The 13,448-nt window shown below is 72.2% G+C and carries 6 protein-coding genes; 2 read left to right on the top strand and 4 right to left on the bottom strand.

Annotated elements, in window-relative coordinates:
- Positions 1 to 94: 94 nt before the first annotated feature.
- Positions 95 to 3,334: a CDP-glycerol glycerophosphotransferase family protein gene (locus tag ACIP93_RS21675; RefSeq protein ID WP_401761076.1), complete on the top strand. Its 3,240-nt coding sequence runs from the start codon at positions 95 to 97 to the stop codon at positions 3,332 to 3,334.
- A gap of 73 nt (positions 3,335 to 3,407) precedes the next feature.
- Here ACIP93_RS21675 and ACIP93_RS21670 read toward each other — a convergent pair whose 3' ends face one another.
- The 3 genes from ACIP93_RS21670 to ACIP93_RS21660 all read right to left on the bottom strand — a co-directional run bounded on the left by ACIP93_RS21670 (position 3,408) and on the right by ACIP93_RS21660 (position 6,762).
- Complete coding sequence (locus tag ACIP93_RS21670) at positions 3,408 to 4,247, bottom strand: TylF/MycF/NovP-related O-methyltransferase (RefSeq protein ID WP_401761074.1); 840 nt, start codon at positions 4,245 to 4,247, stop codon at positions 3,408 to 3,410.
- Positions 4,248 to 4,321: 74 nt separating this feature from the next.
- Positions 4,322 to 5,905: a hypothetical protein gene (locus tag ACIP93_RS21665; protein WP_401761072.1), complete on the bottom strand. Its 1,584-nt coding sequence runs from the start codon at positions 5,903 to 5,905 to the stop codon at positions 4,322 to 4,324.
- 128 nt (positions 5,906 to 6,033) lie between these two features.
- Entirely contained in the window at positions 6,034 to 6,762 is a 729-nt protein-coding gene (locus ACIP93_RS21660) for a methyltransferase domain-containing protein (RefSeq protein ID WP_345222419.1), read from the bottom strand.
- Between the two features lie 320 nt (positions 6,763 to 7,082).
- Here ACIP93_RS21660 and ACIP93_RS21655 point away from each other — a divergent pair, with 320 nt between their 5' ends.
- On the top strand, positions 7,083 to 8,333 hold the full coding sequence (locus ACIP93_RS21655; RefSeq protein ID WP_345222409.1) for a glycosyltransferase 87 family protein: 1,251 nt from the start codon (positions 7,083 to 7,085) through the stop codon (positions 8,331 to 8,333).
- Positions 8,334 to 8,383: 50 nt separating this feature from the next.
- Here the strand turns inward: ACIP93_RS21655 and ACIP93_RS21650 are convergent, their stop codons facing one another.
- Positions 8,384 to 13,318, bottom strand: a complete 4,935-nt coding sequence (locus ACIP93_RS21650; protein WP_345222406.1) for an NAD-glutamate dehydrogenase — start codon at positions 13,316 to 13,318, stop codon at positions 8,384 to 8,386.
- Between the last annotated feature and the right edge of the window lie 130 nt (positions 13,319 to 13,448).

Below are 13,448 nucleotides of genomic sequence, written 5' to 3'. Positions count from 1 at the left end.
ACCCGCTTCACGCGCGGTCCGTTGCCGGGCGTACGGCCTGCCCGCGCTGTCGGGGCGCGGCCGGTCCTGCCCGCGTCGACCCCATGGATGTGCCGTGCCCCGGTTCAGCGTGATCGTGCCCGCTTACCAGGTCCAGGAATATCTGGAGGAGTGCCTTGACTCGGTGCTGACCCAGTCCTTCGACGACTTCGAGCTGATCGCGGTGGACGACTGCTCGCCGGACGCGTGCGGCGACCTCATCGACGAGTACGCCGCCCGGGACCCGCGCGTACGCCCCCTGCACGCGGCGCGGAACGGCGGTCTGGGCAACGCCCGCAACCTCGGCATGGCACAGGCCCGCGGCGACTACCTGCTCTTCCTCGACGGCGACGACACCCTGGTGCCCGGCGCCCTCCAGTCCGTCTCGGACCGGCTGAAGGAGACGGACTCGCCCGACGTCCTGGTCTTCGACTACGCCCGTACGTACTGGACCGGCGAGGTCGAACGCAACCAGCTCAGCGGGGAGTTGCACGAGGAGGGCCCGGCGTCCTTCCCCCTCTCCGACCGCCCCGGCCTCCTGCGGGTCCTGATGGTGGCCTGGAACAAGGCGTACCGCAGGGACTTCGTCGAGCGCGAGGGCCTCACCTTCCCGCCCGGCTACTACGAGGACACCCCCTGGACCTACCCGGTCCTGCTGTCGGCGGCCACCGTCGCCACGCTGGACGAGGTGTGCGTGCACTACCGGCAGCGCCGACGGGGCAACATCCTCTCCACCGCATCCCGCCGGCACTTCGACCTGTTCGACCAGTACGACCGGGTCTTCGCCTTCCTGGACTCCCGGCCGGAGCTGGCGGGTTGGCGGCCGGTCGTCTACCGCCGCATGATCGACCACTTCGGCACGGTCTTCAGCCGCCCGGGGCGGCTTCCCCGGGGCAGCCGCCCGGAGTTCTTCCGGCGGGCCCGCGCCCACTGCCGCCGGTACCGCACCCCGGACAGCACCTCCCGCTTCCCCGCCCACCCCCGCGGCATCGCCGCCCGCAGCTCGGCGGCCCGCCGGGCGGGGGCTGCGGAGCGGGCGGAGTGCGCCGGGGCCGCGGAGGGCACGGAGGTCCCGGGGGCCCTGGAGGTACCGGGAGCCGTGGAGGTACCGGGGGCCGTGGAGCGCACGGGAGCCGCGGAGGCCGCGGAGGTCCCGGCAGCCGGGGACTCCGGTGCCGGCACGGGCTCGGCCTCCGCCGGCACGGAGTCGGATTCCACCGGCACGAGCTCGGCCTCCGTCGGATCGGACGCGGGCACCCATCCCGCAGCCCCGGGCAAGCGCCGTCCCGCCGCCCGCCGGGCCGCGACCCTGGCTGCCACCGCACGCCGCGCGGCGGCCGCCGCCGCCCGCCGCCTCTCCTCCGCCGACGGCGGCAGCGGCAGCGGCAACGCCGGTACGGGCGCGGAGGCGGGACCGGGCGCGGACGCAGCGGCGGCCTCGGTCACGGGTGCGCAGGCCCCCGGCTCACCCGGGTCGGACGCTCCGGCTTCCGGCCATACGGCCACCCCTCGGCCCTTGGAGGCCGCCGCCGGCCTCCGCCCCGGCGCGGAGGCCCCGGCCCCGCTCCCGGCCGACAGCACCGGTCCCCTCGGCGGCACCGGCCCCCTCACCGGCATCTCCCTCACCGGTGACACCCCCCTCACCGGCAGCACCGCATTCACCGCCAGCACCACCCCGGGCACCCCCGCGTCCCCCGCGCCCCCCTCCCCCCGCTCCCGCCGAACATCCCCGCGTACCGTCCCCGGCACCGCCGCCGAAGACGCGGCCGCCCTGCGCCTGGCCGCCGCCCCGGGGTCCGGCGCCGTCGGGCCGGCCGCCGCCTTCCGCAGCACCACCGCCCCCGCCGCCCCGCGCTTCGCCCCGCCCTCGACCCGCACCCGGCTGCGGCAGGCGCTCGTCCGGCGGGGCAGCCACCGCACGTACCGCCTGCTCGCCGTCGTCCAGACCGTCCGCCGCACGGTCGGCTCCCGCACCCGCGCCCTGCTGCGCGTCCTGCGGTCGGCCGCCATGCGACTGCACTACCGCGTCCAACTGCGGCTGCCCGTCCGCGAGAACCAGGCGGTGTTCGCGGCGTACTGGAACCGCGGCTACTCCTGCAACCCCGCCGCGATCGAGGCGAAGGTCCGCGAACTCGCCCCGCACGTAAGGACCGCGTGGATCACCGGTCCCGCGCACGCCCACACCGTGCCCGTCGGCACCCGCCGGCTGCGTCCCGGCTCGGCCGCGTACTGGAGTGCGCTGGCCCGCGCCAAGTACCTGGTGAACAACGTCAACTTCGACCACCGTCTCGTCAAGCGCCCCGGCCAGGTCCTCCTCCAGACCCAGCACGGCACTCCGCTGAAGTCGATGGGCCTCGACCTCCAGGACCGCCCCGCCGCGGCCATGGACTTCGAGAAGCTGCTCGCGAACACCGACAAGTGGGACTACCTGCTGTCCTCCAACCGCCACTCCTCCCTCGTCTGGGGAAGGGCCTACCCCTCCGCCTACACGACCCTCGAACACGGCTATCCGCGCAACGACGTCTTCCAGAGCGCCACGGCCGACGACGTCGCCCGCATCCGCGCCTCGCTGAACATCCCCGAAGGCTCCACCGCCGTCCTCTACGCTCCGACGCACCGCGACTACCGGCGGACCCAGCGCCTGACGCTCGACCTCGAACGCGTCGCCCGGTCCCTCGGGCCCCGGCACGTGATCCTGACCCGTGCCCACTACTTCGCCAACGGTCCGCTGCACCGGCCGGGTTCCCACAGCTCGGCCCGCATCGTCGATGTGAGCGAACATCACTCGATCGAGTCGCTCTGCCTGGCCTCGGACGCCCTGATCACGGACTACTCGTCGCTGATGTTCGACTACGCCAACCTCGACCGCCCGATCGTCCTGCACATCGACGACCTGGAGGCCTACGAGGCCGCCCGCGGCACGTACTTCGACATCCGGGCCTTCCCGCCCGGCGCGGTCGCCCGCACCGAGGACGAGCTGATCGACATCTTCCGCAGCGGCCACTGGCGGGGCTCCCGCTCGGCGCAGTTGCGCGCGGCCTTCCGCGCCCGGTTCTGCCCGTACGACGACGGGCACGCGGCGGAGCGCGTGGTCCGCCGCGTCTTCCTCGGCCAGACCGGCGGCCTGCCCCACTGCGTACCGCTCAAGGACCGCACTCCGGCACCCGCGCCCGGCAGCACACCCGGCAGCACATCCGGCAGCGGCTTCCCCGGCGCGGGCCACCCGGCCCGCCCCGACTCCGTGCTGCCCGCCCAGCAGGACGCCAGGACCACCGCGCAGGCCGTCGCGGACCTGCTCCCGGCGGAGCTGCACTGAACCGGGCGCGCGGACACGACGGGGCCCGGCGGACGTCCGCCGGGCCCCACGGCCGATCCGGTCCTGCGCGCGGTTACGGCTTGACCGCGATGCGCCCCTCGTCCATGCGCAGCAGCAGCAACTGCTCGCCGGTCTCCTCCAGGAACTCGTCGACGGCCTGCCGCGAGCCCTGCCAGTACCCGTAGTCGTCGATGAGCAGCACGCCGCCGCTCACCAGACGCGAGTACAGGTGCTTGAGCTCGTGCTTCGTCGAGGCGTACCAGTCGGTGTCCAGACGCAGGATCGAGATCTGCTCCGGGGCCTGCTCGGGAACGGTGTCCTCGACCTTGCCCTGCACGTAGTGCAGCCGCTCGGCCGGGTAAGGGACCTTCTCGAAACCGGACTTGACGTCGTCCAGCGAGGCGACGGCCCAGATCGGACGGTCCTTGCCGTAGACCTCCAGGAGCTGCGCGGCGGACTTGCCGTCGAGGCGCTTGTCCTCCTCCGTGGGCGGGGTCATGCCCTCGAAGGTGTCGAAGAGGTAGAGCTCGCGGTCCTCGACGCCCTCGGCGAGGAGGGTCTTGGCGCAGGCCTGCATGGAGCCGCCGCGCCACACGCCGCATTCCACGATCGCACCGGGGATGTCGTGCTTGACGACGTGCCGGGTGGCCAGGATGAAGGCATTGAGCCGCTCGGGAGAGGTCATCGAGTACGGCTTCACCGCACGGATGATCTCCTTCGCCCCGTCGTCGTAGTCGGCGGGCAGTTCGAGGACCTTGGGCTTGGGGCTGGTCTGCGGCTTGGGCGCGGGGGCCGGGACGGACGCCGCGGGGCGGGCCCCCGGGCGGGGACGTTGGCCTGGAACCGGGACGCGTCGCAGCTGGTAGCCGGTCAGTTGCTGAAGGACGCCATTCACGGCGTTACGCCATACCATGCGCACGGACAGTACGCGGAAATAGTGTCGTGCGCCTCTGTCCCGTCAGAATCCGGACACATGTCCTATGTGCGTCAACAGTGCAGATCCACCCGTACGAGACGTGACTTGTCCGGACCTGTGGCCACGGTAAAGAAGCCCTGACCAGCGGGAATTGATTGGTTCCAGGTCAACAGCAGCCAGTCGGCCTTAGCGCCGCACACGGCTTTTCGGCGAAGAAACGCATCTGTTCGGCCATTCAGCGCGCGGGCCACGTCGGTGGCTCTGCGTGCGCTCTCCGCCGCCGGGATCTCCGGCTGCGGCCAGGCGGGCATCACCGTGTACGCGCCGTAGCCGGGCAGCATCCGCGACGCCAGGTAGTGGTTGGTCAACACCACGTCGCCCCGGCGCACATGGCGCATCGCCCACTCCCACCCCGGCCAGGTCGGCAGGAACTGCACCCGGGCGGTGAACGCGCGCGGCAGCGCCCCGGCGGGCAGCAGGTGGAGCAGCGTCCCCGCCTGCGCCCACGCGCCGAGCGGCAGCGCCACGGCGAGCAGGGCGGCGAGCAGGGCGTGGCCCGTCCTCGCGGCCCGCGCGCGCGGCCACGGTGCGCACACCTCCACGGCGAGGGCGCACTGGAGCCCGAGCATGAGGTACGGCAGCACCCTCCCCCAGGTGTAGTGCCCGGTCCACCACCCGGCGGCGGCGACGGCCGCGGTGCCCAGGCACAGCAGCACCAGGGGGTCGCGCCGGGAGCGCCGCAGGCGCAGCAGCAGCACGGGCACGGCGAGCAGCGCCAGCCCGTACCGCTCGGGCACGGCCTGGTAGGCGGAGACGTGGAAGTGGTCCAGCGCCGAGGAGTCGGGGACCGACAGGACGTTCCCGTACGGCCACAGCAGCAGCGGGAGGACCGCACCGGCGGTCGCCGCGGCACCGCGCGCGAGGGTGTGCCGGCCGCGCCCGCGCACCGTACCGGCGCACACGGCCGCGCAGCCGATCAGCGCCCCCATCGCCATGACCGGGTGAATGAGCACCAGCGTGCCGGTGAGCAGCCCGGTGAGCGCCCAGTGCCGCACACCGGCGCGTCCGCGGGTCGCCCGCATCAGGCGCGCCCACAGGTACAGCCCGAGCGAGAAGGCGAAGGTGGACGGATACGACAGGGACAGGCACAGCGCCGACAGGGACGTGTGGCCGCTCCACAGGAACAGGTGCGTCCCCCACAGGAAGACCATGAACAGGACGGCGCACACGGGCGCCCAGGCGCTCCGCGACAAGGTCCGTACGAAGCAGCGGAGCCCGACGACGAGGGCGAGGCCGTTGACGCCGGCGCACACGCTCAGCGTCGCGAAGGCCGACAGGCCGGTGAGGCGCGCGAGGAGGGCCGCCAGGACGGTGTACGGCGTGTAGTACGGGCTGCTGTCGCCGGGGCGCTTCACCAGGGGGCTGCCGGGGTCCGTGAGGTCCTGGGTGAGCCGCTCGATCACCGCGGCGTGCTGCCCGAGGTCGCCGAGCCACGGCAGCCGCCAGGCGACGCACATCAGGAAGCAGACGAAGCCGGCGAGCACCAGGTCCGGCGGCCGGGGCAGCCGTGTCCCGGCGGGCCGGGGCGGGCGGGGGACCGCGGGGGGAGGGCCGGGGGGCACGGTGCGGGAGGCCGTGGGGGATGCGGTGGCCATGCGGGGTCGCCCTCCGGAGGAATTCGATGTCCCCGTCACCCTGCAACGGGCCGGTGGGCGGCCTCCGGATGCGACGTGCGGGCATCCGGGTGACCGCCGGGCGGGGCGCGCCCGGCGGCCCGGGGCGGCTACTGCACGGGCTCGGCGGCGGGCGCCGGCACCTGCTTGGGGCGCCCGGCCAGCTTGCGGTCCGGGTGGGCGCCCGGGACGGGGATGCCCTCGACGCCGCCGATGTGGTTGGCCCAGCGGATCGTCACCTCGCGCACGATCGCCCGCGAGATCCGGTAGGGCAGGTGCGGCGCCTGGCGCGGCTTGCGGAAGACGCCGACGGAGTCGCCCCAGTAGGCGTGCTTGGCGTCGATGGCCTGGTAGTCGTGCCGGATGCCCTTCATGGGCGGGAAGTCGGTGAAGGCCTCGCGCAGTTCGAGTCCGCAGTACGCGGCCATCGCCCGGAAGCCGTCCGGGTAGTAGCGCCAGCAGTCCTGCGCGTCATGGGCGTTGCCGCGCGAGGGCGCGGTGATGAACGCGTGCCCGCCGGGCCGCAGCACCCGGCCGATCTCCATGATGGAGGCCCAGAAGAACGGGATGTGCTCGAAGGCCTGGCCGGAGATGACGACGTCGGCGCTGCGGGACTTCAACGGGATGCGGTACGGGTCGGTCATGACCCGGTCCACGTTCGGCCCGTCGAGGACGTCGATGCCCACGTAGTCGACCTTGTGGTCCGCCAACAGGGCCCGGTGGGTGAGGCTCTGCCCCGGCGAGATCCGCGACCCCAGGTCGACGACACGGTGTCGCTTGGTCAGGGGCATGTACTCCTTCACGCAGAGCGCCATCTGGTCGTAAGCGGACTGGTGCATGGTTCTCTCCCTGTGACGTCAACTCATGGAGGATGCCGCACACGACGGCGCCCCCATTCTTGCCGTCCGCCCGGTGTGCGCGTCGCTCACCCTCGATTTACCCCATCTGCCGCGCGTGACCTGCCGATTCACCCGCTGAGCGCGGCGACGGCGGCCTTCGCGAGGTCATCCATGTGGGTGTCTTCCTGTCTTCCTGCCCTCGGCGATCCGATGGGCGCCACGGACCATGCCGCCGACTCCGTGCCGTTCCTGGTGACGGCGTTCACGGCTCGGCGGCGGGTGGCGGGGATTTCCGGCACGGGCGTTCTAAAATCCCGGCGATGACGTCCCCGCAGCTCGCCCCCAGCACCCCGGCCGCCCCGCAGGCCCCCGGGGCCCCCCGCGGGTCCTCGCCCGTCCGTCCGGCCGTCGTGTGGATCCTCACCCGCGCCCTCCAGGTCCTGCTGGTCTCGGAGGTGTTCGGCCGGGTCGGCGACGGCATCAACGGGGAGGTCCACCGGATCTACCGCACCTGGTACGAGCAACTGCTCTCCGGCGCCTTCCCGTTGGACGACGTGATGTGGCAGTACCCGCCGGGGGCCGCCCTGGTGATCCTGTCACCGGCACTGGTGCCGGGGCTCAGTTACTTCCAGGCGTTCGTCGCGCTCACCCTGCTCGTCGACGCCGTGGTCACCGCCGCGCTGGTGCGCGCGGGACGCCGGCAGGGCCGTCTGGCGGGGGCGTGGGTGTGGGTGGCGGGGCTGCCGCTGCTGCTGCACGTGCCGCTCGTGCGCTACGACGTCCAGGTGACCGCGCTGGCCGTCCTCGCGCTGCTCGCCCTGCGCCGGCGGCCGGTGGCGGCCGGGGCGCTGGCGGCCGTCGGCGCCCTGGTGAAGGTGTGGCCGGCGCTGGCGCTCCTGGGCGCGCCCCGGGGACGCACCACCCGGGCGGCCTGGGGATCGGCCGCGGTGTCCGCAGCGGCCCTGCTGGGCGTGCTGGCGCTGGCGTTCTCGCACACCTTCGACTTCCTGCGCCAGCAGGGCAACCGGGGGGTGCAGATCGAGTCGCTGGGCGGCACCGCGCTGGCGCTCGCCCGGCTCGTCGGCGCACCGTACGAAGGGGCATACCGGGTCGAGTACCGCTACGGCGCGATGGAGTACCTCGGCCCGTACGTGTCCACCGTCGCGCACGCCTCCCTGGCCCTGACGGTGCTGGCGTTCGGCTGGCTGCTGCTGTGGCGGGTGCGGGCGCGGCGCTGGAACGCGGCGACGGCGTGCGACGCGGCCCTGTGCGCGGTGCTGCTGTTCGTGGTCACCAGCCGGGTGATCAGCCCGCAGTACATGATCTGGCTGATCGGGCTGTCGGCCGTGTGCATGACGCTGCGCGAGAGCGTGCTGCGCCCGGTGGTGAAGCTCCTGCTGCTGGCGTGCTTCGTGAGCACCCTCGCGTATCCCCTGGCGTACGGGCAGGTGACCACCGGGACGGTGTACGGCTGCCTGCTGATGCTCGTGCGCAACGGACTGCTGGTGGCGGCCGCGCTGCTGGCCTGCCGCCGGCTGTGGGCGTCGACGGTCGCCCGGCCCGCGTCCTAGAAAGCCCGAAGGGGCCCGCCACCGGGTGGCGGGCCCCTTCGGTCCAGGCGTCAGACCCGGTTGCGCAGCAGCGTGCGCATGGTGCGCATCGCCACCGACAGGTTGGCCAGGTCGAAGTCGTCCGAGCCCTGGATCTCCTCCAGGGTGGACCGCGCGCGTCCCAGCAGGGCCGCGTTCTTCTCCTCCCACGCCTTGTAGCGCTGCTCCGGGGTGGAGCTGCCGTTCCCGACGGACAGCACGTCCTGGGTCAGGCCGGCGTGGGCGGCGTACAGGTCCTCGCGGATGGAGGCGCGGGCCATGGACTGCCAGCGGTCGGCGCGCGGCAGCTCGATGATGCGGTCCATGAGCTGCGTGATGCCGAGCCGGTCGCCGAGGTCGTAGTACACCTCGGCGACGTCCATCGGGTCCTTGTCGAGCCGGTCCGCGATGGCGACCACGTCGAGGATCGGGAAGGCCGAGGAGAAGCCCGCCACGCGCAGCGCCAGGCCCTCCGGCACCCCGGCGCCGGTGAGCTCGGCCAGGATGCCCTGGTACCACTCCAGGTCCGCGCCGCGCAGCAGCTTCGGCAGGTCGTCCCAGACGCGTGCCACGCCCGCCCGGAAGAACTCGACGGTCTCGCCGATCTCCAGCGGCTGCGGCCGGTTGCCCAGCAGCCAGCGGGTGCCGCGCTCGACCAGCCGCCGCGAGTGCAGCCGGATCTGCGTCTGGACCTCCGCCGCGACCTGGTTGTCGAGCGCCTCGACGGCCTCCCAGACCTCGCTGAGGCCGAAGATCGCACGCGCCGCGAACTGCGCCCGTACGACTTCCTCGATGGACGCGCCGGTCTCCTCGCGCAGCCGATGCAGGAAGGTCGAGCCGCCGGTGTTGACGGTGTCGTTGACCAGCACCGTGGTGATGATCTCGCGGCGCAGCGCGTGCGCGTCGATCTGCTCGGCGAACTTCTCCCGCAGCGGCGCGGGGAAGTACTCGTGCAGCAGCACCCGCAGGTGCGGGTCGTCGGGCAGCCCGGTGGAGATCAGCTCGTCCGCGACGGTGATCTTCGTGTACGCCATGAGGACGGCCAGCTCCGGCTGCGACAGCCCCTTGGAATTGTTCAACAATTCCCGGATCTGCCGGTCGTTGGGCAGGAACTCCAGCGCCCGGTCCAGGTGGCCGTCCCGGGTGAGGCGCCGCATGAAGCGCTGGTGCGCGTGCAGCAGCGACGGCGACTGGGCGACGGCGTTCGCCAGGGCGGTGTTCTGCGCGTAGTTGTTGCGCAGCACCAGGGCGCCGACCTCGTCGGTCATCTCGGCGAGCAGCTTGTTGCGCTGCTTGACCGTCATGTCGCCGTCGGTGACCAGCGCGTTGAGCAGGATCTTGATGTTCACCTCGTGGTCGGAGGTGTCCACGCCGGCGCTGTTGTCGATGGCGTCGGTGTTGATCCGGCCGCCCGCGCGGGCGAACTCGATGCGGCCGAGCTGGGTGGCGCCCAGGTTGCCGCCCTCGCCGACGACCTTGACCCGCAGGTCCTCGCCGTTGACGCGGATCGCGTCGTTCGCCTTGTCGCCGACGTCGGCGTTGGACTCGGCGGAGGACTTGACGTACGTACCGATGCCGCCGTTCCACAGCAGATCGACCGGCGCCTTGAGGATGGCCTGCATCAGGTCGGCCGGGGTCATCTTGGAGACGCCCGCCGCCAGCCCCAGCGCCTCGCGCATCGCGGCGTTCACCGGGATGGACTTGGCGCTGCGCGGGTGGATGCCGCCGCCCTGCGAGAGCAGCGCGGTGTTGTAGTCGGCCCAGGAGCTGCGCGGCAGCTCGAACAGACGCCGGCGCTCGGCATAGGAGACGGCCGCGTCCGGGGTCGGGTCGATGAAGATGTGCCGGTGGTCGAACGCGGCCACCAGCCGGATGTGCTCGCTCAGCAGCATGCCATTGCCGAACACGTCGCCCGACATGTCGCCGACGCCGACGACCGTGAAGTCCTCGGACTGGGTGTCGTGCCCGAGCTCGCGGAAGTGCCGCTTGACGGACTCCCAGGCGCCGCGGGCGGTGATGCCCATGCCCTTGTGGTCGTAGCCGACCGAGCCGCCCGAGGCGAAGGCGTCGCCGAGCCAGAAGTCGTAGGCGATCGCGATCTCGTTGGCGATGTCGGAGAACGTCGCGGTGCCCTTGTCGGCGGCGACCACGAGGTACGTGTCGTCCTCGTCGTGCCGGACCACGTCGCGCGGCGGCACGACCTCGCCCGCCACCATGTTGTCGGTGATGTCCAGCAGCGCCGAGATGAACGTCCGGTAGGAGGCGATGCCCTCGGCCAGCCACGCGTCGCGGTCCACCGACGGGTCGGGGAGGTTCTTCGCGACGAAGCCGCCCTTGGCGCCGACCGGCACGATGACGGTGTTCTTCACCATCTGCGCCTTGACCAGGCCGAGCACCTCGGTGCGGAAGTCCTCGCGCCGGTCCGACCAGCGCAGACCGCCGCGGGCCACCTTGCCGAAGCGCAGGTGCACGCCCTCCACGCGCGGCGAGTACACCCAGATCTCGTACGCCGGACGCGGCGCGGGAAGGTCGGGGATCGCCTGCGGGTCGAACTTCATCGACACGTACGCGTGCGGCCTGCCGTCGTCCGCCCGCTGGAAGAAGTTGGTCCGCAGCGTCGCCTTGATGACCGTGAGGAAGGAGCGCAGGATGCGGTCCTCGTCCAGCGAGGCGACCTGGTCGAGCGCCCCGTCCAGCTCCTCCAGCAGTCCGTCGGTGAGCTCGGTTCCGGCCTTCTGCCGCTCCGGCGACATGCGCGCCTCGAACAGGGAGACCAGCAGCCGGGTGGTGTGGACGTTGTTGCGGAGGGTGTCCTCCATGTAGTCCTGGCTGAACATGGCACCGGCCTGGCGCAGGTACTTCGCGTACGCGCGCAGCACGACGGCCTGCCGCCAGGTCAGCCCGGCGCGCAGCACCAGCGAGTTGAAGCCGTCGTTCTCGGCGGCCCCCGTCCACACCGCGGCGAAGGCGTCCTGGAAGCGCTCGCGGGCGTCGTCGGCGAGGTAGTCGCCGCCGCCCGGGAGCTGCGGCATGCGCAGCCCGAAGTCGTAGATCCAGGCGTGCGTGCGGTCCGCGCAGCGCAGTTCGTACGGACGCTCGTCGACGACCTCGACGCCCAGCAGTTGGAGCACCGGCAGCACGGCGGACAGGGAGACCTGCTCGCCGGTGCGGTAGATCTTGAAGCGGCGCTCGCCGGGGCCGGCGCCCACCGGCTCGTACAGGCTCAGCGCGAAGTCCTTGACGCCCTGGGTGAGCTGCTCCAGGTGCACCAGGTCGGCGACCGCGGCGCGCGGCGAGTGGTCGGCCTTGTAGCCCTCGGGGAAGGCGTGGCCGTAGCGGCGCAGCAGTTCGGCGGCGCGCTCCTCGCCGAGTTCGGCGTTGAGGGCCTCGGCGAAGCCGTCGGACCAGGAGCGGGCGGCCTCCGCGAGACGGGCCTCGATGCGCTCGACGTCGGCCTCGGTGAGGGCGGTGAGCTCGGTGCCGGGCTCGACGCGGACGACGAAGTGCAGTCGGGAGAGGATCGACTCGGTGTTCCAGGCGGTGAAGTCGACGCTGGTGCCGCCGAGCTCCTCCTTGAGGATGTCGATCAGGCGCAGCCGCACGGCCGTGGTGTAGCGGTCGCGCGGCAGGTAGACGATCGCCGAGTAGTAGCGTCCGTACTCGTCCTGGCGCAGGTACAGCCGCAGCCGGCGGCGCTCCTGGAGGTAGAGCACCGAGGTGACGACGGAGCGGAGCTGGTCGACGGGGGTCTGGAACAGCTCGTCGCGCGGGTAGGTCTCCAGAATCTGGAGCAGGTCGCGGCCGTCGTGGCTGTTGGCGGTGAAGCCGGCGCCTTCGAGGACCTCGGCGACCTTGCGCCGGATGACCGGGACCCGCCGTACGGACTCGGTGTACGCGGCGGAGGAGAACAGGCCGAGGAAGCGGCGCTCGCCCACCACGTTGCCGTCGGCGTCGAACTTCTTCACCCCGACGTAGTCGAGGTACGAGGGGCGGTGCACGGTGGCGCGGCTGTTGGCCTTGGTGAGCACCAGGAGCTTGTGCTCACGGGCCTTGGCGCGGGCGTCGGCGGGCAGCCGGGAGAACGACGGGGAGACGGGGTGCGTCTCGTCGTCCTCGTGGTGCTGGGGGTCGGAGCGCAGGACGCCGAGGCCGGTGCCGGGCACGGCGGTGAGGGAGTCCTCGCCGGTCAGCTCGTACTCGCGGTAGCCGAGGAAGGTGAAGTGGTCGGCGGCCAGCCAGCGCAGCAGCTCGCGGGCCTCCTCGACCTCCTGGTCGGGGAGGTCGGCGGCCTTGGGCTCGCCCGGCAGCCCGTCGGCGATGCGCAGCGCGCAGTCGCGCATCTTCTCCCAGTCCTCGACGGCCTCGCGGACGTCGGACAGCACGCGCAGCAGATCGGCGGTGATCTGCTTGAGGTCGCCGCGGTCGGTCTCGCGGTCCATCTCGACGTGGATCCACGACTCGACGATCGCGTCGTGCGGCAGCTCTCCGGTGATCTGCTTGGCGAGCACCTCGATGAGCTTGCCGGTCACGTCCCGGCGGACCAGTACCTGCGGGTGGATGACCACGTGGATGCCCCGGCCCTGGCGGGACAGCTCATTGGTCACCGAGTCGACGAGGAAGGGCATGTCGTCCGTCACGACTTCCACGACCGAGTGACTGCACGTCCACCCGTTCTCCTCCACGGTCGGGGTGTGCACCCGTACGTTCGCCGTGCCCTGCGGGCGGTTCGCCGCCAGCCGGTAGTGCGAGAGCGCCGCTCCGAAGACGTCGACCGGGTCACGGTCGCCGAGGTCCTCGGGCGCCGTGTGGAGGTAGTAGCGCTGGAGATACGCGAGCAGTGCGTCCTGGTCGGGCGCCCCTTCGCCCTCGGACCCAGTCGGAGTTAGTCCCCCCGCCGGGCTGTTCTCAGCTACCCGGGCCGCCCGTGCGAGCAGCTCGGCCTTGGCTTCGTCCAGCTTGGTCTGCATGTCCTCTGGCTCCTGTCGCGCGCCGTTGCGTGACGTAGGTGGTGAAGATGACACAGCGCCGCGACACGGGGTTTCCGGTCGCTGTCGACGGTGTGCCGGGAAATGGGTAACCGATGACGCCCGTGCCGAC

Origin of the sequence: Streptomyces sp. NPDC088745 (genome assembly GCF_044751045.1) — a bacterium.
GTDB classification, from domain to species: Bacteria; Actinomycetota; Actinomycetes; order Streptomycetales; family Streptomycetaceae; genus Streptomyces; species Streptomyces cremeus.
Note: the sequence above shows the minus strand (reverse complement) of the source record. Positions and strands in the feature narration are given on the sequence as shown.

Excerpts from the sequence above, each read along its gene's own strand:
- ACIP93_RS21660 (WP_345222419.1), bottom strand. The coding sequence starts at position 6,762 with ATGCACCAGTCCGCTTACGACCAGATGGCGCTCTGCGTGAAGGAGTAC.
- ACIP93_RS21650 (WP_345222406.1), bottom strand. The coding sequence starts at position 13,318 with ATGCAGACCAAGCTGGACGAAGCCAAGGCCGAGCTGCTCGCACGGGCG.
- ACIP93_RS21665 (WP_401761072.1), bottom strand. The coding sequence starts at position 5,905 with ATGGCCACCGCATCCCCCACGGCCTCCCGCACCGTGCCCCCCGGCCCT.
- ACIP93_RS21655 (WP_345222409.1), top strand. The coding sequence starts at position 7,083 with ATGACGTCCCCGCAGCTCGCCCCCAGCACCCCGGCCGCCCCGCAGGCC.
- ACIP93_RS21670 (WP_401761074.1), bottom strand. The coding sequence starts at position 4,247 with ATGGTATGGCGTAACGCCGTGAATGGCGTCCTTCAGCAACTGACCGGC.